Annotated in this window: 22 protein-coding genes; 10 read left to right on the plus strand and 12 right to left on the minus strand. The window is 67.6% G+C overall.

Annotated features, from left to right (window positions below; all coding sequences use genetic code 11):
• Positions 1 to 53: 53 nt before the first annotated feature.
• The 3 genes from glmU (at position 54) to G015_RS0102240 (ending at position 3,723) form a co-directional block, all read left to right on the plus strand.
• Positions 54 to 1,433: a bifunctional UDP-N-acetylglucosamine diphosphorylase/glucosamine-1-phosphate N-acetyltransferase GlmU gene (gene glmU / locus G015_RS0102230; protein ID WP_081616947.1), complete on the plus strand. Its 1,380-nt coding sequence runs from the start codon at positions 54 to 56 to the stop codon at positions 1,431 to 1,433.
• 33 nt (positions 1,434 to 1,466) lie between these two features.
• A complete protein-coding gene (gene glmS / locus G015_RS0102235; protein WP_018993355.1) occupies positions 1,467 to 3,317 on the plus strand; it encodes a glutamine--fructose-6-phosphate transaminase (isomerizing) in 1,851 nt (616 codons plus the stop codon).
• Positions 3,318 to 3,426: 109 nt separating this feature from the next.
• The gene (locus tag G015_RS0102240) at positions 3,427 to 3,723 is read left to right on the plus strand and encodes a hypothetical protein (protein ID WP_018139732.1); all 297 of its coding nucleotides are present in this window, start codon (positions 3,427 to 3,429) and stop codon (positions 3,721 to 3,723) included.
• Positions 3,724 to 3,800: 77 nt separating this feature from the next.
• Here the strand turns inward: G015_RS0102240 and dtd are convergent, their stop codons facing one another.
• The 3 genes from dtd to G015_RS0102255 form a co-directional block, all read right to left on the minus strand.
• Complete coding sequence (gene dtd, locus G015_RS0102245) at positions 3,801 to 4,244, minus strand: D-aminoacyl-tRNA deacylase (RefSeq protein WP_018993354.1); 444 nt, start codon at positions 4,242 to 4,244, stop codon at positions 3,801 to 3,803.
• Complete coding sequence (gene pip, locus G015_RS0102250; RefSeq protein ID WP_018139730.1) at positions 4,241 to 5,227, minus strand: prolyl aminopeptidase; 987 nt, start codon at positions 5,225 to 5,227, stop codon at positions 4,241 to 4,243. Before pip ends, dtd begins: the two co-directional genes overlap by 4 nt.
• A gap of 72 nt (positions 5,228 to 5,299) precedes the next feature.
• A complete protein-coding gene (locus G015_RS0102255; RefSeq protein WP_018139729.1) occupies positions 5,300 to 5,590 on the minus strand; it encodes a hypothetical protein in 291 nt (96 codons plus the stop codon).
• Between the two features lie 210 nt (positions 5,591 to 5,800).
• Here G015_RS0102255 and G015_RS0102260 point away from each other — a divergent pair, with 210 nt between their 5' ends.
• On the plus strand, positions 5,801 to 6,595 hold the full coding sequence (locus tag G015_RS0102260) for a tRNA 2-thiocytidine(32) synthetase TtcA (protein WP_020146083.1): 795 nt from the start codon (positions 5,801 to 5,803) through the stop codon (positions 6,593 to 6,595).
• Positions 6,570 to 7,466, plus strand: a complete 897-nt coding sequence (locus G015_RS0102265; RefSeq protein ID WP_018139727.1) for a lysophospholipid acyltransferase family protein — start codon at positions 6,570 to 6,572, stop codon at positions 7,464 to 7,466. Before G015_RS0102260 ends, G015_RS0102265 begins: the two co-directional genes overlap by 26 nt.
• A 98-nt stretch (positions 7,467 to 7,564) precedes the next feature.
• On the opposite strand, the gene glnA is transcribed toward G015_RS0102265, so the two are convergent.
• A complete protein-coding gene (glnA, locus tag G015_RS0102270) occupies positions 7,565 to 8,974 on the minus strand; it encodes a glutamate--ammonia ligase (RefSeq protein WP_018139726.1) in 1,410 nt (469 codons plus the stop codon).
• A gap of 196 nt (positions 8,975 to 9,170) precedes the next feature.
• A complete protein-coding gene (locus tag G015_RS0102275; RefSeq protein WP_020146084.1) occupies positions 9,171 to 10,445 on the minus strand; it encodes a cation diffusion facilitator family transporter in 1,275 nt (424 codons plus the stop codon).
• Positions 10,446 to 10,531: 86 nt separating this feature from the next.
• Between G015_RS0102275 and glyQ the strand changes: the two genes are divergently transcribed.
• From glyQ to G015_RS0102295, 4 genes are read left to right on the plus strand one after another with little or no spacing between them, the layout of a single operon-like run.
• On the plus strand, positions 10,532 to 11,476 hold the full coding sequence (glyQ, locus tag G015_RS0102280; RefSeq protein ID WP_018867665.1) for a glycine--tRNA ligase subunit alpha: 945 nt from the start codon (positions 10,532 to 10,534) through the stop codon (positions 11,474 to 11,476).
• A 59-nt stretch (positions 11,477 to 11,535) separates the two neighbouring features.
• A complete protein-coding gene (glyS, locus tag G015_RS0102285; protein WP_020146085.1) occupies positions 11,536 to 13,617 on the plus strand; it encodes a glycine--tRNA ligase subunit beta in 2,082 nt (693 codons plus the stop codon).
• 9 nt (positions 13,618 to 13,626) lie between these two features.
• Complete coding sequence (locus G015_RS0102290; RefSeq protein WP_018139722.1) at positions 13,627 to 14,382, plus strand: 1-acyl-sn-glycerol-3-phosphate acyltransferase; 756 nt, start codon at positions 13,627 to 13,629, stop codon at positions 14,380 to 14,382.
• Positions 14,372 to 15,013 carry a hypothetical protein gene (locus G015_RS0102295; protein WP_018139721.1) on the plus strand — a complete coding sequence of 214 codons (642 nt, stop codon included), beginning with the start codon at positions 14,372 to 14,374 and terminating at the stop codon, positions 15,011 to 15,013. The genes G015_RS0102290 and G015_RS0102295 overlap by 11 nt, the downstream gene beginning before the upstream one ends.
• A gap of 71 nt (positions 15,014 to 15,084) precedes the next feature.
• Here the strand turns inward: G015_RS0102295 and G015_RS0102300 are convergent, their stop codons facing one another.
• From G015_RS0102300 to G015_RS0102330, 7 genes are all read right to left on the minus strand, one after another.
• Positions 15,085 to 15,816 carry a ThiF family adenylyltransferase gene (locus G015_RS0102300; protein ID WP_018139720.1) on the minus strand — a complete coding sequence of 244 codons (732 nt, stop codon included), beginning with the start codon at positions 15,814 to 15,816 and terminating at the stop codon, positions 15,085 to 15,087.
• Complete coding sequence (locus tag G015_RS0102305) at positions 15,813 to 16,595, minus strand: TatD family hydrolase (protein ID WP_018993349.1); 783 nt, start codon at positions 16,593 to 16,595, stop codon at positions 15,813 to 15,815. The genes G015_RS0102300 and G015_RS0102305 overlap by 4 nt, the downstream gene beginning before the upstream one ends.
• Before the next feature lie 11 nt (positions 16,596 to 16,606).
• Entirely contained in the window at positions 16,607 to 17,641 is a 1,035-nt protein-coding gene (locus G015_RS0102310; RefSeq protein WP_018139718.1) for an NADP(H)-dependent aldo-keto reductase, read from the minus strand.
• Between the two features lie 14 nt (positions 17,642 to 17,655).
• The gene (locus G015_RS0102315) at positions 17,656 to 18,783 is read right to left on the minus strand and encodes an FIST C-terminal domain-containing protein (RefSeq protein ID WP_018993348.1); all 1,128 of its coding nucleotides are present in this window, start codon (positions 18,781 to 18,783) and stop codon (positions 17,656 to 17,658) included.
• Positions 18,784 to 19,067: 284 nt separating this feature from the next.
• The gene (locus G015_RS0102320) at positions 19,068 to 19,529 is read right to left on the minus strand and encodes a hypothetical protein (protein ID WP_020146086.1); all 462 of its coding nucleotides are present in this window, start codon (positions 19,527 to 19,529) and stop codon (positions 19,068 to 19,070) included.
• Between the two features lie 109 nt (positions 19,530 to 19,638).
• Positions 19,639 to 20,529, minus strand: coding sequence for a phosphoribulokinase (locus tag G015_RS0102325; RefSeq protein WP_019023466.1), 891 nt, complete (start codon positions 20,527 to 20,529; stop codon positions 19,639 to 19,641).
• 49 nt (positions 20,530 to 20,578) lie between these two features.
• On the minus strand, positions 20,579 to 22,417 hold the full coding sequence (locus G015_RS0102330) for an SLC13 family permease (RefSeq protein WP_018137576.1): 1,839 nt from the start codon (positions 22,415 to 22,417) through the stop codon (positions 20,579 to 20,581).
• A gap of 250 nt (positions 22,418 to 22,667) precedes the next feature.
• Between G015_RS0102330 and G015_RS0102335 the strand changes: the two genes are divergently transcribed.
• The gene (locus G015_RS0102335; RefSeq protein ID WP_018175057.1) at positions 22,668 to 23,516 is read left to right on the plus strand and encodes a universal stress protein; all 849 of its coding nucleotides are present in this window, start codon (positions 22,668 to 22,670) and stop codon (positions 23,514 to 23,516) included.
• Positions 23,517 to 23,560 lie beyond the last annotated feature (44 nt).

The raw sequence follows: 23,560 nt of genomic DNA on the forward strand, positions 1-23,560 counted from the left end.
AATGACCGACCCCAAGGGCCAACCGATTCGGTTGGCCCTTTATGATTGCACCCATGCCTGAGACGACACCCCTTCATATCGCGGTCCTCGCGGCCGGCAAGGGGACGCGCATGCGGTCGCGCCTCCCCAAGGTCCTGCAATCTCTAGCCGGACGCCCCCTGCTGGACCATGTCCTCCAACGCGTGGCGCCGCTGGAAGCCGACGCGCTCCACGTCGTGGTCAGCCACGAACAGGAACGTGTGCGAGCCGCATTTGCCGAGCACGTCCCCGCACTTGACTGGATCGACCAGGGCGAGCCGCGGGGGACCGGGCATGCGGTTTATCAGGCCCTGCAGCACATCCCCGACCATGCGCGTGTCCTGGTGACCTATGGGGACGTCCCGCGGATCCCGGTCGCGGACCTGGAGGCCTGTGCTCGCGGCACTGGCGTAACCGTCCTGGCCGCTCAGGTTCCCGACCCCACCGGATACGGTCGCCTGATCCTCGATGCCGCGGGCCAGCTGGAGCGGATCGTCGAGCACAAGGAGGCCACCAGCGGGGAACGTGCGGTCGACCTGATCAATACCGGCGTGCTCGCCGCACCGGCCGGGGACTTGCGTGGTTGGCTAGCTTCCTGCGAGCCCGATCCGGCAGGGCCGCGCGAGTGGTATCTGACCGACATTGTGGCCGTGGCACGAGGTCAAGGACGGGTGATCGATGTCGTTCGCAGTTCCGATCCCGTCGCCGTGCTCGGTGTGAACGACCGCGAGCAGCTGGCCGTCCAGGAGCGCCTGCACCAGGCGGAGCAGTGCTCCCGGATGATGCGGGATGGTCTCGCAGTGGCGGACCCCGCGCGCCTGGATGTGCGCGGCGTCCTGAAATTCGGACACGACTGTTCGATCGACGTGAACGTCGTGATCGAGGGCACGGTGACGCTGGCGGACGATGTCTATATTGGCCCCGGCTGCGTGTTGCGCGATTGCGAGATTGGATCCGGCACGCAGGTCGCGGCACACAGTGTCCTGGAAGGTGTAAGGATCGGCGAGGGGGCCAATGTTGGGCCGTTCGCCCGTCTGCGCCCGGGGACCGAGCTCGGCCCCGGTGCCCGCGTCGGCAACTTTGTCGAGATCAAGAACGCCACGCTGGGTCCGGGCGCGAAGGCGAACCACCTGACCTACGTCGGGGATGCCAGCGTCGGGGCCGGCGCCAATCTGGGCGCAGGGACGATTACCTGCAACTATGATGGTGCCAACAAGCATCGCACCGAGATCGGCGAGCGAGCGTTCATCGGCTCCAACACGGCCCTGGTGGCGCCCATCCGCATCGGCGATGACGCGACGGTGGGGGCGGGCTCGACCTTGTCCGACGATGTCGACCCGCGTGCGCTGGCGCTGACCCGTGCACGCCCGCGCGTTATCCAGGACTGGCCGCGCCCCAAGAAGAAGTCCGACTAGACACAAAAGTCCGACTCGACATAAGGAGTTTGCATGTGCGGTCTGCTGGCAGGTATTGGTGAGCGCAACCTGGTCCCGATCTTCGTCGAGGGTCTGCATCGACTGGAATACCGCGGGTACGACTCCGCCGGTGTAGCGGTCATCGAGAACCGCGCGTTACGCGACGTCCGTGCGGTCGGCAAGGTCGCCACCCTGGAGGAACAGATCGACACGATCGGCCTGCAAGGGCCGGTGGGGATTGCCCATACGCGCTGGGCGACCCACGGGCCGCCCACCGAGGTGAATGCCCACCCCCACCGTTCCCGTGACGGCCGGGTCGCGATTGTCCATAACGGCATTATCGAAAACCATGCCCGGCTGCGAGACGAGCTGGCCGCTGCCGGCTGGCACTGCGTGTCGGCAACCGACAGCGAGGTCATTGCCCACCGGATCGAGCAGGCCCTGGTCGACGGGGCCTCGCCCCTCGAGTCCATGCGCCGCGCCTGTGCCGACCTTGAAGGGGCCTATGCCATCGCGGCGGTCTTTGCCGACTATCCCGACGAGCTGATCGTCGCGCGTTTCGGAAGCCCCCTGATCCTCGGGCTCGGAATCGGCGAGTTCTTTGCCGCCTCGGACGTCCAGGCCCTGCTGCCGGTGACCCAGCGATTCGTCGACCTCGAGGACGGGGATATCGCCCGCCTGACGCGCAAGGGCGTGGAGGTCCAGGACCTGCACGGCCAGGCGGTCGAGCGCAGTGTCCGCGAGACCCGCTGCCAGGCAAGCGTTGCCGATCGTGGCGAGTATCGCCACTTCATGCTGAAGGAGATCTACGAGCAACCGCACGCACTGGCGGAGACCCTGTCCGGCCGTCTGGGCGAGGACGCCGTCCTGGAAAACATCCTCGGGCCCGGTACCAGCGAGCGCCTGGCCGAGGTCAGCGCCGTGCAAATCGTGGCCTGCGGCACCAGCTATCACGCCGGAATGGTGGCCGCCCACTGGATCGAGGAGCACCTGGGCCTGCCCGCCCGCGTCGATGTGGCAAGCGAATACCGGTATCGCCGTCACGTGCTGGCCCCGGCCACGCTGCTGGTGGTGATCTCCCAGTCGGGGGAGACCGCCGATACCCTCGCGGTGCTGCGCCAGTCCCAGGACGAGCCGTTCCTGGCCCGTCTGGCCATTTGCAATGTCCCCGAGAGCACCATGGCGCGGGCTGCCGATCTGGTCCTGATGACCCATGCCGGACCCGAGATCGGCGTCGCCTCGACCAAGGCGTTCACGACCCAGCTGGCCGCCCTCGCCACCCTCGTACTCCTGCTGGGCCAGACCGCTACGGCCGCCCGTATGACCGCCGAGGAACGCGTCGCTGCGGTGACGGCCCTGCGCAGCCTCCCCGATCAGGTGGCGCGCATCCTGGCCCTGGACAACCCGATTGCGCGCGTCGCCGAGGATCTGATGGAGCGGCACCACGCCCTGTTCCTCGGGCGCGGGGCGCACTTCCCGATCGCCCTGGAGGGCGCGCTCAAGCTGAAGGAGATCTCCTACATCCATGCCGAGGCGTATCCCTCGGGCGAGCTGAAGCACGGACCGCTCGCGCTCGTGGACACCGAGATGCCGGTAGTCGCCGTGGCCCCCGACGACGCGCAGCTGGAAAAACTCTCCAGCAACCTCCAGGAGGTGCGCGCCCGGGGCGGGCAGCTGATCGTGATTGGCGAGTCCAGTGCGGCGCGTACCCTGGCCCCGGAGGACATCTGGATCGGCCTGCCGCAGAGCGAGCCGCTGAGCCCCTGGCTGGCGCCGATCCTGCTGACCGTGCCGTTGCAGTTGCTGGCCTACCATACGGCGGTGCTCAAGGGCACGGACGTTGATCAGCCGCGCAATCTGGCGAAATCGGTGACCGTGGAATAGCCCCTTGCACGCGGTACTCCCGGAGTTTCTATCAGGAAACGCTTGTATTCGCCGGGCGGGTCGGCTAGATTCGGCCGCGCTCGAATAACCGTACGATCAGGAGTATCCCATGGATCAGCAAGAGCTCAACAACCGCTGCGTCACCCTGTTTCAGTCCCCGCGTATCCAGACCAAGCTCTGGAACCCGCGCATGTTCTGGAACGTCGGCCGCAAGCTGAACGTGACCCCCGAAGAGCTGACCGAGCCCAAGGTCGACCTCTGCGAGCTCGAGGTGATGCTGTCCGCGGCTGCCTACGAGCCGTCCCAGTGCGCCGACAACCTGAATGGTCGCGATGCCGGCCGCGCCGACTTCATCCGTCGTGCCGTGCAGTCCGGCCAGCGTCCGTTCCTGCGTCGCGCCGCCTGATCCGGTCTCCAGACTGGTGATGTCGAGGACCCGGCCTTTGCGCCGGGTCTTTTGTTTGGGCCCTCGGTCAGGCCTCCTCAGCCGCGCGTCTCCAGCCAGAAGGTCACTGGGCCGTCGTTCACCAGGCTGACCTGCATGTCTGCGCCAAAGCACCCGCTAGCGACTTGCGGATGCGATGCCTGCGCCTGCTTCGCCAGATAGTCGAACAGCGCCTGGCCGTGCTCCGGGCTCGCGGCGCTGGTAAAGCTTGGGCGCATCCCCTTGCGCGTATCCGCGGCCAGCGTGAACTGCGGCACTAGCAAGAGCCCCCCGCCGGTATCCTGAAGGCTCAAGTTCATGCGGCCTTCGGCATCCGCGAATACGCGGTAGCCGAGCAGCCGCTCCAGCAGCCGCCTGGCCGCCGCTTCGCTGTCATCGGGCTGCACCGCGACCAGCGCCAGCAGCCCTGGCCCGATCGTACCGGCGCGCTCGCCGCCGATGTTCACCGCGGCCTCGGTCACCCGCTGGATCAGCGCGATCACGTCGAGGCAGCCCCGGTCCCGCCCGAGACCTGCCCCTCGAGATCATCGGCCAGGGTGTCGGTCGCCGCGATCAGCTTGCGCACGATGCCTGGCTCGGCCGCCGAGTGCCCGGCGTCCGCGATGATCGCCATGCGCGCCTGCGGCCAGACCCGATGCAGTTCCACCGCCTGCTCCACCGGACACACCACGTCGTAGCGTCCGTGCACGATCCAGCCCGGTATGTCGCGCAGGCGTGGTGCGTCCCGCAGCAGCTGGTCCGGTTCCAGGAAGGTGTCGTGCATGAAGTAGTGGCACTCCAGCCGCGCCAGGCTTACGGCCACCTCCGGATCGTCGAAATGCGCGATCACGTCATCGTTCGGGATCAGGCAGGAGGTGTGTCCTTCCCAGCCTGACCAGGCGCGAGCCGCGGTGTGCCGGATCTCCGGATCCGGGTCGGTCAGCCGACGGTAGTAGGCCCCGACCAGGTCGTCGCGCTCCTCCGCTGGAATCGGCCGTAGGTAGTGCGCCCAGGCCTCGGGAAACAGGCGGTCGGCCCCCGACTGGTAGAACCACTGGATGTCCCGCGGCCGGCACAGGAATACCCCGCGCAGGATCAGTCCCAGCACGCGATCGGGATGGGTCTGTGCGTAGGCCAGCCCCAGCGTCGAGCCCCAGGAACCACCGAACACCGCCCAGCGCTCGATGCCCAGGTGCTCGCGCAGGCGCTCGATATCGGCCACTGCATGCCAGGTGGTGTTGGCCTCCAGACTCGCGTGAGGCGTCGAGCGCCCGCAGCCGCGCTGGTCGAACAGCACGATGCGGTAGCGCTGCGGGTCGTAGAAGCGCCGATGCCACGGCTCGCAGCCCGAGCCCGGCCCGCCATGCAGAAACACGACCGGGATCCCGTCGGGTGTGCCGCATTCTTCAAAGTAGAGCTCGTGGCCGTCACCGACCGCGAGCCTTCCTGTGCTGTGCGGTTCGATCTCCGGGTAAAGGGTGTCCATTGATCAGTGTTTCCTAGATTGCGGGCCCCGAGTGTCGCCAAAACGTTCGCGCAGGGAAAGTCCGCAGTCCGTCTATTCGTCGATGATCTGCCCCCGATAGACCCGGCGCCGTTGCGGCTCCACGTGGCGTTCCGACGAGTCCGGCCCAGCTTCCGGCGGTGCCAGGTGCCCCGAACGCTGCAATTCGCTGCGCAGCGAAAGCGCGGCGGCCTGGGCGGCGCTCGACTGCGAGCGTGAGGCGTAGTCCAGGATGGCCTCCATGAAGTCGGGGTTGGTGACCGACAGCCGCGCCACCGCCGGGAACTCTGCGCGCAGGTTCCGGCGCAGCTCGGCGGCCAGGCTCAAGCTCTTGCGATCGTGCATACCGGTCCCCCACCGTTGAAGCGCCTGTCCAACCCGTATGCAAGCGCGGTGCCATGCGTGTGGCCCGCGTCCGGCGCTGGGCGCCGGGGCTTCTTGCCTCCACCGGGTGCATAACGGCGCATGGCTGCACCGACAATGGGCGCCATCCGGCAACCGCTGCGGGTATGGCGGCGCTTGCGAAGCGGGCCTCGCCGCCCTATGTTGCGGGCCATGGAAACGCCCGCCGTCCCCACCTCCATCCGCCGCCTGGCCGGCCGCGCCATCGCGGACTTCGACATGATCCGCGAGGGCGACCGGATCCTGGTCGGGCTGTCCGGTGGCAAGGATTCGCTGACGTTGCTGTGGCTGCTGCATGGCCTGGCGCGGCGGGCGCCCGTGCGCTTCGAGGTCGGCGCGGTCACGATCAATCCGGAGATCGAGGGCTTCGAGCCACAGCGGCTGATGGACTATCTCGGTGGTTACGGCATCCCGTATCACTTCGTCTCCGAGCCAATCGCGGAGCTGGCCGGCGAGCACATGGACAACGACTCGTTCTGCTCCTTCTGCTCGCGAATGAAACGCGGCCTGATGTATCGCACCGCGCGCGAACACGGCTACAACGTGCTGGCGCTGGGCCAGCACCTGGATGACCTGGCCGAGAGCTTCATGATGAGTGCCTTCCACGGTGGCCAGCTGCGTACGATGAAGGCCCACTACGCGATCGACGCAGGCGACCTGCGGGTGATCCGCCCGCTGGTCTATGTGCGCGAACGCCAGACCCGCGATTTCGCCGAGGCCGCCGGGCTGCCGGTGATCCTGGACAACTGCCCGGCCTGCTTCGCGATGCCCACCCAGCGCGAACACATGAAGCAGCTGCTCGCGCAGGAGGAGGCCCAGCACCCGCGGTTGTTCCGCAACCTGCGCACAACCCTGAAGCCGCTGATGACCGAGGGCGGCATCCCGCCTCGGACCCCGGCCGATCCACCCGAATCCCGCGATCATGGCCGAACGCCGGCATCTGCGTGACCGGTTGATCGCCGGCGGTCTGCGCCTGCTCGCCCGCCTCCCTCTGCGCGTAAATCATGCGCTGGGCGGGTTGCTCGGCGCGCTGGCCTGGTACTGGCCGACGCGCTCCGCCCGCATCACCCGCCGCAACCTCGAACTCTGTTTCCCGGACAAGGACACCGCCTGGCGCCGCCGGGTCGGGCGTGGATCGCTGATGGCGATGGGCCGGGCACTGACCGAGTCCCCCTGGCTCTGGCAGGCTACGCCGCAAACCCTCGAGCGACTGGCGGTCGAGCCGCCCCGCTACGCCCGCCTGCGCGAACGCGAGGGCGGGCGGGCGCTGTTCCTGTGTGCCCCGCATCTGGGTTCCTGGGAGTTCGCCGGGCTGCAGGCCGCCTGCCACGGGCCGATGGCCACCCTGTACAGCCCGTTCAAGACCCCCGAGATCGACCGCTGGGTGCGCGACGCCCGCGCCTCCACCGGCGCGACCCTGGCCCCGGCCGACCGCTCCGGGCTGCGCGTGCTGCAGCAGTCACGTGATCGCGGCGAGATCATCGGCATCCTGCCGGATCAGAGCCCGAAGGGCGCCTCGGGTACGCATGCGCCGTTCTTCGGCCACCCGGCGCTGACCATGACCCTGCTGCCGCGCCTGCTGCGTGGGCGCGAGGACCATGTCGTGTTCTTGTTCGCCGAGCGCCTGCCGAAGGGGCGCGGGTTTCGCTATCACGAGATCGAGGCCGGGCCGGAGGTTGCCGACCGCGACTTCGCCCGCGCCGCTGCCGCGATCAACGCCCATGTGGAGGCCCTGGTCCGGCGCTGCCCCGAGCAGTACAACTGGGCCTACAAGCGTTTCCACCCGGCCCCCGAGGGCCAGCCCAACCCCTATCGCTGACACCCGGTCGAGCCAGGTTCCGAGCACAAAAAAAGCCGCCGGACCCGAAGGTCGCGGCGGCCGGTGCATCTGGCCCCGAGGGGCCAGATGCGGATGCCTTACAGGCTGTAGTACATGTCGAATTCGACCGGATGGGTGGTCATGCGCATGCGCGTGACTTCTTCCATCTTCAGGTCGATGTAGGCATCGATCATGTCGTCGGTGAACACGCCACCCTGGGTCAGGTATTCGCGGTCCTGGTTCAGGGCTTCCAGCGCCTGGTCCAGCGAATGGCAGACCTGCGGGATGCCCTTTTCCTCTTCCGGCGGCAGGTCGTAGAGGTTCTTGTCCATCGCGTCGCCCGGGTGGATCTTGTTCTGGATGCCGTCCAGGCCGGCCATCAGCATCGCGGCAAACGCCAGGTACGGGTTGGCGGTGGAGTCCGGGAAACGCAGCTCGATGCGGCGGGCCTTCGGGCTCATCACGAACGGGATGCGCAGCGACGCGGAGCGGTTGCGCGCGGAGTAGGCCAGCATGACCGGCGCCTCGAAGCCCGGCACCAGACGCTTGTAGCTGTTGGTGGACGGGTTGGTGAAGGCGTTCAGCGAGCGGGCGTGCTTGATGATGCCGCCGATGTAGTACAGCGCGGTCTCGGACAGGCCGCCGTACAGGTCACCGGAGAACAGGTTCTTGCCGTCCTTGGACAGCGACTGGTGCACGTGCATGCCGGAACCGTTGTCGCCGACGATCGGCTTGGGCATGAAGGTCGCGGTCTTGCCGTGCATGTGGGCCACGTTCTGCACCACGTACTTCAGTACCTGCACCTCGTCGGCCTTCTGCGTCAGCGTTGCGGGGCCGACACCGATCTCGCACTGGCCGGCGGTGGCCACCTCGTGGTGGTGCACCTCGGTAACGAGGCCCATCTCGGTCATCACTTCGCACATGGTCGAGCGGATGTCGTGCAGGCTGTCGACCGGCGGCACCGGGAAGTAGCCACCCTTCACGCCCGGGCGGTGCCCGATGTTGCCGTCTTCGTAGACGCGCTCGGAATTCCAGGAGGCCTCGGAGGAGTCCACGCGGCAGTAGGAGCCGGAGAGGTCCGAGCCCCATTTCACGTCGTCGAACACGAAGAATTCGTTTTCCGGCCCGAACAGCGCGGTGTCGGCGATGCCGGTGCTCTGCAGATAGGCCTCGGCACGACGCGCCAGGGAGCGCGGGCAGCGGTCGTAGCCCTGCATGGTGGCCGGCTCGACCACGTCGCAGCGGATGTTCATCGTCATGTCCTCGAAGAACGGATCGATGACCGCGGACTCCGCATCCGGCATCAGGATCATGTCGGACTCGTTGATGCCCTTCCAGCCGGAGATCGACGACCCGTCGAACATCTTGCCTTCCTCGAAAGACTCTTCGTCGAGGTCATGGGCTGGAACGGTTACATGCTGTTCCTTGCCCTTGGAGTCGGTGAAACGGAAGTCGACAAAGCGGACTTCCTTTTCCTGGATCTGCTTCAGCACGTCGGCTGCGGACATGGGAGTCTCCTTAGGTTTGCTCTTGGTCTTTGGGTTCGCCGCGCCGATTCGAGCCCGGCCGGCGTTGAATCGGTTCTATGCAGGCATCATGCCAGTTCGTTCGATTGGCCCTGTGACGGTCGTTCAGGACTCATCAGGCCCGTACCACGCGGCGGGCTGCACAATATCCGTGCGCCATCGGCACCACAGTAGTGCATCAAGTCTTTTGTTGCACGCCAGTGGTGCATGGGCGATAGAGGATCTTCACCTCACCCAGCCGGTCCTTCAGGCGCGGATGGCCCTGCAGCGACTGTGACAGGCCCTCGCCCCGCGCGTTCAGGTCCGCGGGCGTGCATGCCCCGTCAAGGCGCAGCGTCAGGGTCAGGTGGATGCGCCCGTTCAGATAGTGCATGGAAAGCTGCTCCAGGCGATCCAGTTCCGGGGTGTCGGCCCAGGCCTCGCGCACCGCTTCGGCGATCTCCGGACGCAGGGGCAGGTTCGAGCTTCGAGCCTGATCTTCGTCGTTTTCCGGATCTACATGGACCGTAAAATCGCGCAGCCGCTCGTGGCGCTGGGTGACGGCCCCGTACACCGCATCGGCAATCCGGTGTCCCTCGGACACCGAAATCATCGGGGCCACCTGGATATGCACATCGGCGACCACGTCGTTGCCGTGCCGCCGCGTACGCAGCATGTGCGCGTCCTTTACCCCGGGCACTTCCATGATCGTGCGGTGGATGTGCGCGACATCCTCCGGATCCAGTGCCGTGTCAATCAGTTCGGCCGCGCTGCGCACGATCAGGCGCCCGGCGATATGCAGGATGAACAGGGCAACGATCAGCGCCGCCAGGGCATCCGCCCACGGGAAGCCCGCCACCGCGGCCCCGACCCCGACCAGCACGAACAGCGAGGAGATCGCATCCGTGCGGTGATGCCAGGCGTTCGCATCCAGCATCCGCGAGCCGATCCGTTTCGCCACACGGTGGGTGTACTGATAGAGCCCCTCCTTGGCCACCAGCGTCAGCACCGCAAAGGCGAGCGCGGCCGGCGCCGGCCCTGCGGTCGCGGCGTTGGTATCCATCAGCCGCTGTCCGGCGGCCCAGGCGATCCCGAGGCCGGCCAGTGCGAGGAACACACCGACGACCACGGTGGCCAGGGTCTCGATACGCCCGTGTCCGTAGGGGTGGTCATGATCGGGCGAGGCCGCGGCCTTGCCAGCGGCGAACAGCACCACACCATCGGTGATCAGGTCCGACAGGGTGTGCACGCCGTCGGCGATCAGCGCCTGCGAGTTCAGCAGCCATCCGCTCAGCAGCTGTGCCAGGGCAAGAAAGGCATTCACCACCGCACCCACGACCGTTACCCGGCGCGTGGCACGGTAGCGCCGGCCGTTTTCGGGCGAGATCGTGGCCTCGGAGTTGGCGCGGGGGTCGCTCAGGACATCCCTCCCGAACAGGGTCAGGCCCTCAGTATGGGCGTGCCTCCGCCACATGCAAGACGCTTGCACTGCCTTCAGCGGTGGCCGCAGCCGGAGCCCGGCCGATATACTGTCCGCTTTGCCCTGACCCGGGATTCCGCATGGCGCACGAACGCACCCCGTCCAGCAGCAGCCCCACCTTCCAGGACCTGATCCGTCGCTTGCAGGACTACTGGAATGACCACGGCTGCGTGGTCCTGCAGCCCTACGACATGGAGATGGGGGCCGGCACCTTCCATCCGGCGACCTTCCTGCGCTCCATCGGGCCGGAGCCGTGGCGCGCGGCCTACGTGCAGCCCAGCCGCCGTCCCACCGACGGTCGCTATGGCGACAACCCCAACCGCCTGCAGCACTACTACCAGTTCCAGGTGTTGCTGAAGCCGTCGCCGCCGGACATCCAGGATCTCTACCTGGGCTCCCTGGAGGCCCTGGGCTTCGACACGCTCACCCATGATGTGCGCTTCGTCGAGGACAACTGGGAGTCCCCGACCCTCGGTGCCTGGGGCCTGGGCTGGGAGGTCTGGCTGAACGGCATGGAGGTCACCCAGTTCACCTACTTCCAGCAGGTCGGCGGGCTGGACTGCCACCCGGTCTCCGGCGAGATCACCTACGGGCTGGAACGCCTGGCGATGTACCTGCAGGGGGTGGAGAGCGTATTCGATCTGGTCTGGACCGTCGGGCCCGACGGCCGCCCGGTGACCTATGGCGACGTCTATCACCAGAACGAGGTGGAGCAGTCCACCTACAACTTCGAGCATGCCGATCGCGATGCCCTGTTCGCCGCCTTCGACCAGCACGCAAACGAGAGCGACCGCATGATCGAGCTGGGCCTGCCGCTGCCGGCCTACGAGCAGATGCTGCGCGCCTCCCACAGCTTCAACCTGCTGGATGCCCGCGGCGCGATCTCGGTCACCGAGCGCCAGCGCTACATCCTGCGCGTGCGCGAGCTGTCGCGAAACGTCGCCCAGAAGTACTACGAGTCGCGCGAGGCCCTGGGCTTCCCGCTGTGCGCCGACGACGATACGAACAAGCCCGACGCCGCCTGAACCCAATTTCCAGACCGCGCCCTGGCGCGCGGTTGCGATGGACCCGACACGGACCCGACATGGCTGAAGCCCGCGAACTCCTGATCGAACTGGGCACCGAGGAGCTGCCCCCCACCGCCCTGCCGCGCCTGCGTGACGCCCTGGCCGAGGGCCTGGCCACGCGCCTGCGCGAGGCCGGGCTGGAACCGGGCGCGCCCGAGGCCTTCGCCACCCCGCGGCGGCTGGCCGTGCTGTTCCCCGATGTGCCCGCGCGCCAGCCCGACCAGCTCCAGGAGCGCCGCGGCCCGGCCGTGGCCGCCGCCTTCGACGCCGCCGGCGAGCCGACCAAGGCGGTGCTGGGCTTTGCCCGCTCCTGCGGAGTGGAGGTCGAGCGCCTGGAACGCGAGACCACCGACAAGGGCGAATACCTGGTCTTCCGCCAGATGCAGCCGGGCCGCGCCCTCGGCGAGCTGCTGCCGGAGATGCTGGAGGCCGCGCTGGAGGCCCTGCCCACGCCCAAGCGCATGCGCTGGGGCAGCAGCCGCACCGAGTTCGTGCGCCCCGCGCACTGGCTGGTCGTCCTGCACGGGACCGAGGTGCTGGAGATGACGGTGCTGGAGCAGACCGCCGGGCGGGCCACGCATGGTCACCGCTTCCACCAGCCCGGTGCGCTGGAGCTGAAGCGCGGCAACGACTACGCCGAGCGGCTGCGCAGCCCCGGCTTTGTCGAGCCGTCGTTCGAGGCGCGGCGCGAGAACATCCTGGCGCAGGTGCACGAGCAGGCCAAGGCCCTGGGCGGGCGCGCACTGGTCGATGCCGACCTGCTGGACGAGGTGACCGCGCTGGTGGAGTGGCCGGTGGCCCTGACCGGCGGTTTCGATCCGCGTTTCCTGGATGTCCCGCAGGAGGCGCTGATCTCTACCATGCAGGACAACCAGAAATACTTCCCGGTGGTCGACGAGGCCGGGCGCATGCAGCCGCACTTCATCGTGATCAGCAACATCGAGTCGCGCGACCCGCACGCGGTGCGCGACGGCAACGAGCGCGTCCTGCGCCCGCGCTTCGCCGATGCCGAATTCTTCTGGCAGCAGGACCGCAAGAAGCGCCTGGAGGAGCGGCTGGACGCGCTGGACTCGGTGGTATTCGAGAAGCGCTTGGGCACGCTGCGCGACAAGTCCGTGCGTCTGGAGGCCCTGATGCAGCGCCTGGCCGGCCTGATGGGGCTGGATGCCGGGCTGGCCGCGCGCGCCGCGCGCCTGGCCAAGTGCGATCTCGTGACTCAGATGGTGTTCGAGTTCACCGAGCTGCAGGGCACGATGGGCCGCTACTACGCCCTGCACGACCGCGAGGACGAAGCGGTCGCGGCCGCGATCGAACAGCACTACTGGCCGCGCCAGTCCGGCTCCGAGCTGCCGGATGTCCCGCTGGCCCAGGCACTGGCGCTGGCGGATCGGCTGGATACGCTGGTCGGGATCTTCGCGATCGGCAAGCAGCCCACCGGTACCAAGGACCCGTTCGCCCTGCGCCGCGCCGCGCTGGGGCTGGTGCGCATCCTGGTCGAGCGCGAACTGCCGCTGGCCCTGACCCCGCTGCTGCAAGCCGCGGCCGAGCCGATCCGCGAACGGGTGCCGGAGGCCGACCAGGCGGTGGAACCGGTGCGCGAGTACATCCTAGAGCGCCTGCGCGGCTACCTGCTGGAGCAGGGCCAGACGCACGAGACCATCGAGGCGGTGGCCGCGGTCGTGCCCGATACCCCGCTGGACTTCGTCCGCCGCGTGCGCGCGGTCAGCCTGTTCCGCGAGCGCCCGGAGGCCGAGGCCCTGGCCGCGGCGAACAAGCGCATCCACAACCTGCTGCGCAAGGCCGGCGAGGAGGCCGAGGCCGACCTCGACCCCGAGGCCCTGGCGCTGGACGAGGAGCGCCAGCTCTACCAGGGTCTGCAGGCGGTGCGTCCCGGCGTCGAGCAGGCGGTGGCCGATGGCGACTACCTGCACGCACTGGGCGAGCTGGCGGGCCTGCGTGATCGTGTCGACACCTTCTTCGACCAGGTGATGGTGATGGCCGAGGATGCCGCCGAGCGGCGCAACCGCCTGGCGCTGCTGCGCGAACTGCGCCGCGCGTTCGAGACCGTGGCCGACATCGGCCGCCTGGCCACGGGATAGCGCCGCCGCATGCTCCCCCTGATCCGAGGCCTCCTGTTCCAACTGGGGTTTATCGGCTCCACGCTGGTGTTCGGCCTGCTGGTCCCGCCGCTGATCTGGCCGCTTACGCGCCCGGCGCGCTATCGCGTCCTGACCCAGTGGGGGCGCTTCAACGTCTGGTGGCTGCGCATCACCTGCGGGCTGGACTACCGGGTGCGCGGTGCCGAGCACATCGACCCCTCGCGGCCGCATGTGGTGCTCTCCAAGCACCAGTCCGCGTGGGAGACGGTCGCCTATGTGGCGATCTTTCCGATGCAGACCTGGGTGCTCAAGCGCGAGCTGATGCGCATCCCCCTGTTCGGCTGGACCCTGTCCATGCTGGACCCGGTCCCGATCGACCGCGAGGCCGGGCGTCAGGCGCTGGAGAACCTGGTCGCGGAGGGTCAGCAGCGCCTGGACCAGGGCCGCTGGGTGATCGTCTTTCCCGAGGGGACGCGCGTGGCACCGGGCGAGCACGGGCGCTACCGCCAGGGCGGCGCAATACTGGCGGCACGCACCGGATACCCGGTGCTGCCGGTGGCGCTGAACAGCGGGAGCTTCTGGCCGAAAAAGGGCCTCCGGCGCTACCCCGGCACCATCGAGGTGGTGGTCGGCCCGCCAGTCGAGACCGCCGGGCGCAAGCCCGTCGAGGTACTAAGCGAAGCCGAAGAATGGATCGAGACCACCATGGCCGAGATCGAGCCGCGTCCCGCGAAATCGCCGTCGGAGGAGCCGCATGGGCAGTGAACCGCTGATCAGTGCCCCGCTGGTCGAATTGCGTGACCGCAGCATCTACCGCGTGGGCGCCTCGGACCCGACCGTCTGGCTGATCGACGACCGCGAGCTGGGGGGCGTGCTGGTCAACGCCCCGGCGTATTCCGAATCCCTGCTGGAGGCGATTCGGGCGATCACAAAGCCCGCCTACCTGTTTTTGCCCAGTCGCCATGGCGCGCAGGACCTGGATGCCTGGCGGGCGGCTGGGCTGGAGACCCTGGCGTTCGAGGCCGAGGCACCGGCAATCCGTGCGGCCGGCGGCGAGATCGACATCGCCTTCAACCGCAAGCAGCGCCTGTCGCGCACCATCGATTTCCTGCCGATGGCCGGGGTGACCGAGGGCACCTGTGCCCTGCGGCTGAAGAACCTGCCGGGCGTCGTGTTCTTCGGGCCCGCGCTGGCGCCGGGGGCGGATGGCTGGCCCACGCTGATCCAGACGCCGGACGATCATTCCTTCGAGGCGCGCCTGTTCGGCGCCCTGGGCGTGAAGGACCTGAAGTTCGCCTACGCCTTCTGCGACCGCTTCGACCCGGCCGGCACGCAGTACGGCCCCGACGCCGACCAGCACATCCAGGCCCGCATCGAGGCCGTGTTCGACGAATAGCAGGACCGCTGGGGGAGCTCCTCGGCGATTGCCGCGGCGCTTTGCGCCTCGCAATGACGGGGCTGGGCGAGTCAGGCGCGGGCGATCAGGGTCTGGATCACGTGGCCGGCGGCGGTCAGGCCGAAGATCGCGGGCAGGTAGGAGATCGTGCCGTTGACCGAGCGTGGCCGGCCGCCCTCGACCGGCCGGTGTTCGGTGCCCTTGCGCGGCTGCTCGATCGAGAACACCACGGGGTAGTCGAGCCGCGCGTCCATGCGGCGCAGGTTCTTGCGCATCTGCCGCGCCAGCGGGCAGACGCGGGTGGACTCCAGCGGGCCGACCCGTACGGCCGTGGGGTCGATGCGCCCGCCGGCCCCCATGCTCGAGATCACCGCCTGGCCGCGGCGCTGGGCCCCGGCGACCAGCGCCGCCTTGCAGGCGATGGAGTCGATTGCGTCGAGCACGAAGTCGGCGTCTTCCGGCACCAGGTCGGCAATGCTGTCCGGACGCAGGAACTCGCGCTGGATGTTCAGTTCGATCTCCGGGTCGATATCGCGGATGCGTGCCTCCATCACCGCGGTCTTGGGCTGGTCCACGGTGGAGCGCAGTGCGACCAGCTGGCGGTTCAGGTTGGAGGCGGCGACCACATCGTGATCCACCAGCGTCATGCGTCCGACCCCGGCGCGTGCGATCGCCTCGGCGGCAAAACTCCCGACCCCGCCCAGCCCGGCGATGAATACATGCCGGTCGCGCAGGCCGGCGGTGACGTCGGGACCCAGCAGGAGGTCGGTGCGTTCGCTGTAGGGATTGTGGGGCGTGCTCATGGATCCGGGTCGTTCGGGAGCCGGAGGACCCGGCGTGCATTTTGTGACGTGATTATAGCCATCTCGGCCGGGTCGATGTCCCGCAGGCGGGCCAGATGGCGGTTCACCTCGGCGGTCATCATCGGTTCGTTGCGCTCGCCCTGGTGCCCGGCCAGTGGCTGGTCCGGGGCATCGGTCTCCACGACCAGCGCCTCCAGCGGGGCCTCGCGCACCACGCGGTGCAGTCGTTTCGCCCGTTCGTAGGTCACCGGCCCGCCGATGCCCAGACAGCAGCCGAGATCCGCCGCTTGTCGGGCCTGCTGCGGCGAGCCGATAAAGGCATGCAGGATCCCGGTCACGCCGGGCTGCTGGCGCAGGCCTTTCAGCACTGCGTCCAGCGCGCGCCGGCTGTGGATGATCACCGGCAGGTCGCGCTCCCGCGCGATGGCCAGCTGCCGCGTGTAGAAGCGCCACTGGCGGTCCCAGTCGAGCCCCTCTTGATAGCCATCGAGCCCGATCTCGCCGACCGCGATGGTCTCCGGGTGCGTATCCAGCCAGGCCTCCAGGGCGTCAAGGTCCGCGTCCGCATGCGCCTGCAGAAAGGTCGGGTGCAGGCCGTAGGCGACATGCAGACCCGCGTGCTGGCGGTACAAGGCGTCGAGGTCCGGCCAGCGTGCGCGGGTGACGCCGGGCAGGACGAGTTCCTGAACCCCGGCGGCGCGGGCGCGGTCCAGCACCGCCGGGCGATCCGGATCGAACGCGTCCAGGTCCAGGTGGACATGCGTATCGATCAGGTGCACCGGCGGTGGTCCTACGGACAGGGGTAGGTATAGCGGGCGTGGATGGCCTCGATGGCCTCCAGCACGGCATCGGACAGGGTGATGTTGACGGTGGCGATGTTCTCGCGCAGCTGCTCCATCGTGGTTGCCCCGATCAGGTTGCTGGTCACGAAGGGCTGCTGGTTGATGAAGGCCAGCGCCAGCTGTGACGGGGTCAGGCCGTGTTCGCGGGCCAGGCGCGCGTACTCCGCGGTCGCGGCCAGGCCGGATTCGTTGCTGTAGCGCTGGAAGCGCTCGAACAGCGTCAGGCGCGCCCCCGCGGGCTTTGCCCCGTCCAGGTACTTGCCGGAGAGCATGCCGAAGGCCAGCGGCGAATAGGCCAGCAGGCCGGCGTCCTCGCGGATGGCCATCTCCGCCAGCCCCGCCTCGAAGCTGCGGTTGAGCAGGTTGTAGGGGTTCTGGATGGAGACGATGCGCTCGGACAGGCCGCGGTCATGGGCGCGTATCCACTCCATGAACCCCCACGGGGTCTCGTTGGAGATGCCGATGGCGCGCACGCGGCCGCTCTCGACCACGGCCTTCAGCGCCGCCGCGGTCTCTTCGATCGAGGTCGCGCTCTCGTCCGGCTTGTGAACGTAGCCGAGCTGGCCAAAGAAGTTGGTGGCGCGCGCCGGCCAGTGGACCTGGTAGAGGTCCAGGTAGTCGGTCTGCAGGCGCCGGAGGCTGTCGTTCAGGGCCTGCTCGATGTGTTCGCGGTTCAGCTGCGGGCCACCGCGGAGGTAGTCGATCATCCCGGGGCCGGCGACCTTGCTGGCCAGCACCACGCGGTCGCGGTTGCCGCGCTTCGCCAGCCAGTTGCCGATGTAGGTCTCGGTCAGCCCCTGAGTCTCCTCGCGCGGCGGGACCGGGTACATCTCGGCCGCATCGATCAGGTTCACGCCCTGGTCGAGCGCGTAGTCCAGCTGCTCGTGTGCCTCGGCCTCGGTGTTCTGCTCGCCCCAGGTCATGGTGCCCAGGCCGATCAGGCTGACCTCGATATCGGTGCGTCCCAGTTTGCGGTATTGCATGCCAGTCCCTTGGTTCAGGTGAATAGGGTAAGGACCCCGGTGTAGCCGTACAGGCGGTTGGCGAAGATCTCGCCATTGGCGAAAAAGCCGATCAGGGGTACATCCCCCAGACCCTGCTGCACGATTGCCAGTTCCGCGCCCTCCTGGCCGAACTGGTGGCGCCCGCGTCCGATGCAGGAGACATAGATCGCCCCGCGGATCCCGTTCGGGGCCTGGGCGCGAATCTGCTCCAGCATGCGCTCGAGGTCGTCGCGAGCGGCCTGGCCGTCGCGGCGTACGAACAGGATCTTCTGCCCGGGCTCCAGCAGTTCGCCGACCGCGAGCACCTGCTGATCGAGGTCCACGCCGATGATATTGCGGACCCGGTAGTCGCCGGTGTCCGAGCCGGCGATCGGGAAGCCGACCAGGATGTAGCCCAGTGCCCGCTCCAGGTCGCGCGACAGGACGTCGCCGATGATGCCCTTGAATGCCGGCAGTGCTCGCTGACCATCCAGCTGCACGATGATGTTGCGCCAGGTCTCGGTCAGCTCGTGCTGGCCGGGCAGCGGGGTGCAGCCCTGGCTGTGGCGTGCGGCGATCGCGACATCGTCGCGCAGCGCGAGCCCGGTGATGCCCGAGGCGACCACACCATCGGCGATCTGCCCGGCCCCATTCTCGCCGGAGTGTATGCCGCCGGTGGCGAACCAGGCGGTCTGGTCGCCAATTTCGGTCAGCACGGCCTCGACACCCTCCGTGCGTGGATCGGCGTTCAGCAGCAGGCGCCCCGGGGTGGCGGGGTCGAGGAAGCCGTCCAGGGCCTGCTTCAGCTCGTCCAGGCTGTGGACCGGACGCTGAATCACGCGCGCGGAACCGGCCGGCAGGTCGCCGATCATCAGGGTAATCGCCGGGTCTTCGTAGAATTCGCGGTCTGGCCCGATCACGGCCATGCCCATGCCGCCGACGAAATGGTCCACCCCTAGTGCCTTGCGCAGCGTGTCCATGACCAGGCGGGCATTGCGGCTCAGCGCGTCGGAGACGTAGATAAAGCCCACGCGCACGGTCTCCGGATCCCGGGGCGGCAGCGTGCCCAGCCCCTGGATCAGTTCGGCGGCGAGGGTGCGCGGATCATTGCCGCTGGCGGCGGTACTGACAAAGCGTTCCATCAACGTTCAGGACTCCATTACAGCCCTAGGGAAACACTGATCAATGTACACGCTCGCGCTCGAGTCGCTTTTGCGTGCGAACAAGGCGCGGTGACTGCCGTGCAGTCATTCTGCACAAGGGAGCCGCAACGCCGTGCGCATGCAAAAGCGGCCGAGCCCCTTCGGGGTTGGCACCCCAGGTTCCCCGATCCTGCGTTGCGCCGCTTGCGGGTAGAACCACTACCCGCTGCACGGCGCGCCTTGTCTCGGAAAACCTGGGGTACCAACGCGAGTGTGTACATTGATCAGTGCTTCCCTAGCTGTTCCAGCATGCTGAGGGCCTCGTTGTCGGTTTCGGGGATGCCGCGCCGGATGGTCATCTGGTCGTTTTCTGTGAACTCCAGGCGGGCATGGTGGCGGGTGTCCAGCTCCTCCAGAAACCAGGCGATCTCGGAGGGGTGGACCGCCCGTTCGCCCCGCATCAGGTGCCGCGCGAGGATCGCGTCCTCGCGGATGTCCAGATACAGCGGCTGGGGCAGCGCCAGGGGCAGCACATGGGTCTGTACCAGCCACTCGATCGGCGTGGCGCGCCGGGTCGGCAGGCGGCGGCTGTCGATGCGGAAGTGCCCGCCGCCGCCGGGCTGCTTGAGCAGTTCCTCCAGCCAGTCGCCCTCGAAGCCCTGGTGCACGATTAGCGAGCGGCCGGTATAGCGGCTGCGAAAGCGTTCCATCTGTTGCGCAGGGCGTGGCCCGAACAGTCCGAACACGGCAACTCCATGAGTCCAGGTGGGATCGTCGGAATGCTAGCCCAAACACCTGTCGCCACAAAAAAGCCCCGCCGGAGCGGGGCTAGGGGAACTTCCGGAGCGCTTGTGCTCAGCCGCGACGCGACAGCATGTCGTGGATGATCGGCGCGAGGATGACCTCCATCGCGAAGCTCATCTTGCCGCCGGGCACCACGATGGTGTTCGGCCGGGACATGAAGGAGTCGGGCAGCATGTTCAGCAGGTAGGGGAAGTCCACGCCGAACTTCTTCGGCTCTCTGAAGCGGATTACCACCATGCTCTCGTCGGGGGTGGGGATGTCCCGGGCGATGAACGGGTTGGAGGTGTCCACCGTCGGCACGCGCTGGAAGTTGATGTCGGTGTGGCCGAACTGCGGGGTGATGTAGTTCACGTAATCCGGCATACGGCGCAGGATCGTGTCCACAATGGCCTCGGCGGAATAGCCGCGCTCGGCGTTGTCGCGGAAGATCTTCTGGATCCACTCGAGGTTCACGATCGGCACCACGCCGATGCCCAGGTCCACGTGCTGCGCGGCATTTACTTCACCGTTCACGACCAGGCCGTGCAGGCCTTCGTAGAACATCAGGTCGGTGCCCGGCTGGATCTCTTCCCAGGGGGTGAATTCGCCCGGTCCAAGGTTGGTGCCGAGACGCTCGTTATGGGCGGCCGCTTCCTCGTCGGAGTGCAGGTAGTAGCGCTTCTGGCCCTGGCCCGTCTCGCCGTAGGTCTTGAACAGATCCTCGATGCGATCGAACAGGTTGGCCTCGGGGCCGAAATGCGAGAAGTGCTGATTGCCTTCGTCGGCGGCCTTCTTCATGGCCTCCTTCATCGCCTTGCGGTCATAGCGATGGAAGCTGTCGCCCTCGATGACGACCGGGTTGATCTGCTCACGACGGAAGATCGACTCGAACGAGCGCTTCACGGTGGAGGTGCCGGCTCCCGAGGAGCCGGTGACCGCGATCACGGGATGTTTTTGCGACATGGGGTTTCTCCTTGCATAGCTTCTTGCGACGAATAGTGTACGGACGAGTTTAGAAAATGAGATTGAGCATCAGCATGGCCACGATACCGAACAGCAGCGTCATGATGCCGCCGGCCTTCATGTAGTCCTTCACCCGGTAGCCGCCGGGGCCCATGATCAGGGCGTTCACCTGGTGGGTCGGGATCAGGAAGGAATTCGAGGTGGCGATCGCCACGGTCAGCGCGAACACGCGCGGGTCGGCGTCCATCCCCGCGGCCTGGGCGGCGATCGCGAAGTTGATCGCCAGCGGCACCAGCAGCACGGTCGCACCGACATTGGACATGACCAGCGTAAAGAACGTGGCCAGCGCGAAGATCGTCGCCTGCAGCACCCAGGGCGGGACGGTCCCCAGCAGTTCCAGCGTGTTCTGCGCAATCCACGCGGCGGTGCCCGTGTTCTCCACCGCCATCCCCAGCGGTATTAGTGAGGCCAGCAGGAACACCGTCTTCCAGCTCACCGAGCGATAGGCGTCGTCGAGGCTGATCACGCCGGTCAGGATCATGCCCAGCGCGCCGGTCAGCAGCGCGACCGACAGCATCAGGTCGGTGAACAGGATCAAGCCCACCGTCAGCGCCAGGAAGAACAGCGCATGCGGGACCTTGGAGGGGCGCAGCTCCTCGCGCGGGTAGTCGGAGGTAATCACGACAAAGTCGCGATCCTTGTCCAGGCGCGCCAGCGACTCCCAGGTGCAGTGCACAACCAGGATGTCGCCGATCTCCAGCGGGATGTCACGCAGGCCCTCGCCGAAGGTCTCGCTGCCGCGCTGGATGCGCATCACCGACAGGCCGTAGGTCTGGCGCATGGCCAGTTCGGTCACGGTCTTGCCGGCGAGGTTGGAGCCAGGCGCGATGGCGACCTCGGCGACCCCCGAGCGGCTGGTGTCCAGCGCGTTCGCAAACACGTCCAGGCGCGTGGTGGGGCGCTTGCGCGTGCCCTCGCACAGCTTTTCCATGCGCGCGGGGCTGGCGAGCACCGCCAGGTGCGAGTTGGCCTGGATCTCGTAGCCGGTCCAGGGGGCCATGCGCAGCTCGTCGCGCACGTAGGTGCCGACGATGGCGATCCCGGTCTCGCGTTCGATCTCGGCCACGGTGCGGCCCACCAGCGGGTCCTTCTCGGGAACGAATACTTCGTGGATCTCGTAGGACAGGCCGTATACCCGCTGGAAATACTCCTGTGCACTCTCGCGCTGCGCGGACTTGGACTTGACCGAAGGCAGTACGAAACGGCCCAGCACCACGAAGTAGACGATGGTAGTGGCCAGCAGCGCGAGGCCGATCGGGGTGACGTCGAACAGCTGGAAGGGCTCCATGTTCGACGGCAGCAGGTCATTCAGCAGGATCAGCGGGCTGGAACCGACCAGGGTGATGGTGCCGCCGACGATCGCGGCGAAGCCCATCGGCATCAGCAGGCGCGACAGCGGGATCCCGAGGCGGCTGGAGATCCGGCTCATCACCGGCATGAACAGCGCGGCGGCGCCGATGTTCTGCATGAAGCTCGAGATGACGCCGACGGTGCCGGAGACCGTCGGGATGATGCTCTTCTCGGTGGTGCCGCCCACGCGCATGATGAAGGCGGCCACCTTGTGCATCACGCCGGTCTTGTCGAGACCGGCGCCGATGATCATCACCGCGATGATCGCGATCACCGCATTGGAGGCAAAACCGCTGAACAGTTCGTCCTGCGCGACCAGCAGCCCGAGCCCGGGCACCAGCGTCAGCAGGCCGAGCAGCACCATCACCGAGATGGCAGCCAGGTCCACACGGATGACCTCCGTCACAAACAGGAAGATGGTGAACGCCAGTAGCGCGAGCACCACGATCATCTCGGTGGTCAGCGTAAGGTTTTCCATGTATCGATTTCGTATCCTGAAGACCCGCACCGGACGGTGCAGAGCCGGGGCTGAGGGGGCTGGCGAGTGGCCCTGGCCGGTGGCCAGTGGCGTGGGAGGCGTCGCCGGTGCTTCCCCTTGAAAGCGCGCGATTATTTCATCCCGGGCGGTTGGACGCAAAAAGCGGGCCGTTCGGACCTTTCGCGAGACGCTGGCTGTCGTGCGCCGGCCGGTCGGTTATGCTGGTCGAAAACTGTCAGGGAGACGCCCCATGTCCGATGCCCCGCTTTGCCGTTTCGAGACGATCGTGCTCGCGACTGACGGCTCCGAGTTCAGCGAGTCGGCCGAGGCTGTCGGCCTGGATCTGGCCCAGCGTTGCGGGGCCCGGCTCATCCTCGCGCGTATCATTCCTACCGATACGCAGCACGACGCACTGTCGCCCCGGCGCAGCCACGATGCGAGCGTGACCGCGCAGGGCGACCTGGACGTGCTCGAGAAAAAGGCGCGCGAGCAGGGCCTCGATGCCCTGCCCATCCTGCGCCACGGAGTGGACCGGCATCAGGAGATCGTCAAGATCGCCGAGGAGTACAAGGCCGGCCTGATCGTGATCGGGCGCCGCGACCGCAACGATCTCGCGCGTCTGATGGTCGGCGACGCGACGCGCAAGGTGGTGGGCACGGCGCCGTGTAACGTCATGGTCGTTCCGCGTGGCGCGCAGGCGCCGCACCGGGGGCTGCTGGTCGGGACCGATGGCTCCGAACTGGGCGATCAGGCGGCGCGTGCGGCGATCGAACTGGCCGGCTATTGTCAGCTGCCGATCACCATCGCCTCGGTCGCCGTGCCCGGCCAGAGTGACGAACGCCGCCAGGAGGGCGTCGATGCGATCCAGCGCCTGCAGGGCGAGGCCCGGGAGCAGGGCCTTCAGGCGGACGCGACCTTCGAGGAAGGCCGCGCCGAGGTCACCCTGATTGACGTGGCGCGGCGCGACAATCGCGACCTGATCGTCGTGGGCAGCCACGGACGTACCGGCCTCAAGCGTCTGCTGATGGGTTCGGTGTCCGAGCGCGTGATTGGCGGTGCTGACTGCCCGGTGCTGGTGGTCAAGGGCCTGAACGTCTAGGGAAACATTTGTTTCCCTGGTCGCACTCCCTGGTTCACGATTCC

The sequence above is a fragment of the Thioalkalivibrio sp. ALJ15 genome (genome assembly GCF_000383695.1).
Lineage (GTDB): Bacteria > Pseudomonadota > Gammaproteobacteria > Ectothiorhodospirales > Ectothiorhodospiraceae > Thioalkalivibrio.

What these genes read in the sequence shown, in the direction of transcription:
- glmU (WP_081616947.1), top strand. Translation starts at nt 54, where the DNA reads ATGCCTGAGACGACACCCCTTCATATCGCGGTCCTCGCGGCCGGCAAG.
- glmS (WP_018993355.1), top strand. Translation starts at nt 1,467, where the DNA reads ATGTGCGGTCTGCTGGCAGGTATTGGTGAGCGCAACCTGGTCCCGATC.
- G015_RS0102240 (WP_018139732.1), top strand. Translation starts at nt 3,427, where the DNA reads ATGGATCAGCAAGAGCTCAACAACCGCTGCGTCACCCTGTTTCAGTCC.
- pip (WP_018139730.1), bottom strand. Translation starts at nt 5,227, where the DNA reads ATGGACACCCTTTACCCGGAGATCGAACCGCACAGCACAGGAAGGCTC.
- G015_RS0102255 (WP_018139729.1), bottom strand. Translation starts at nt 5,590, where the DNA reads ATGCACGATCGCAAGAGCTTGAGCCTGGCCGCCGAGCTGCGCCGGAAC.
- G015_RS0102260 (WP_020146083.1), top strand. Translation starts at nt 5,801, where the DNA reads ATGGAAACGCCCGCCGTCCCCACCTCCATCCGCCGCCTGGCCGGCCGC.
- G015_RS0102265 (WP_018139727.1), top strand. Translation starts at nt 6,570, where the DNA reads ATGGCCGAACGCCGGCATCTGCGTGACCGGTTGATCGCCGGCGGTCTG.
- glnA (WP_018139726.1), bottom strand. Translation starts at nt 8,974, where the DNA reads ATGTCCGCAGCCGACGTGCTGAAGCAGATCCAGGAAAAGGAAGTCCGC.
- G015_RS0102275 (WP_020146084.1), bottom strand. Translation starts at nt 10,445, where the DNA reads ATGTGGCGGAGGCACGCCCATACTGAGGGCCTGACCCTGTTCGGGAGG.
- glyQ (WP_018867665.1), top strand. Translation starts at nt 10,532, where the DNA reads ATGGCGCACGAACGCACCCCGTCCAGCAGCAGCCCCACCTTCCAGGAC.
- glyS (WP_020146085.1), top strand. Translation starts at nt 11,536, where the DNA reads ATGGCTGAAGCCCGCGAACTCCTGATCGAACTGGGCACCGAGGAGCTG.
- G015_RS0102290 (WP_018139722.1), top strand. Translation starts at nt 13,627, where the DNA reads ATGCTCCCCCTGATCCGAGGCCTCCTGTTCCAACTGGGGTTTATCGGC.
- G015_RS0102295 (WP_018139721.1), top strand. Translation starts at nt 14,372, where the DNA reads ATGGGCAGTGAACCGCTGATCAGTGCCCCGCTGGTCGAATTGCGTGAC.
- G015_RS0102300 (WP_018139720.1), bottom strand. Translation starts at nt 15,816, where the DNA reads ATGAGCACGCCCCACAATCCCTACAGCGAACGCACCGACCTCCTGCTG.
- G015_RS0102310 (WP_018139718.1), bottom strand. Translation starts at nt 17,641, where the DNA reads ATGCAATACCGCAAACTGGGACGCACCGATATCGAGGTCAGCCTGATC.
- G015_RS0102315 (WP_018993348.1), bottom strand. Translation starts at nt 18,783, where the DNA reads ATGGAACGCTTTGTCAGTACCGCCGCCAGCGGCAATGATCCGCGCACC.
- G015_RS0102325 (WP_019023466.1), bottom strand. Translation starts at nt 20,529, where the DNA reads ATGTCGCAAAAACATCCCGTGATCGCGGTCACCGGCTCCTCGGGAGCC.
- G015_RS0102330 (WP_018137576.1), bottom strand. Translation starts at nt 22,417, where the DNA reads ATGGAAAACCTTACGCTGACCACCGAGATGATCGTGGTGCTCGCGCTA.
- G015_RS0102335 (WP_018175057.1), top strand. Translation starts at nt 22,668, where the DNA reads ATGTCCGATGCCCCGCTTTGCCGTTTCGAGACGATCGTGCTCGCGACT.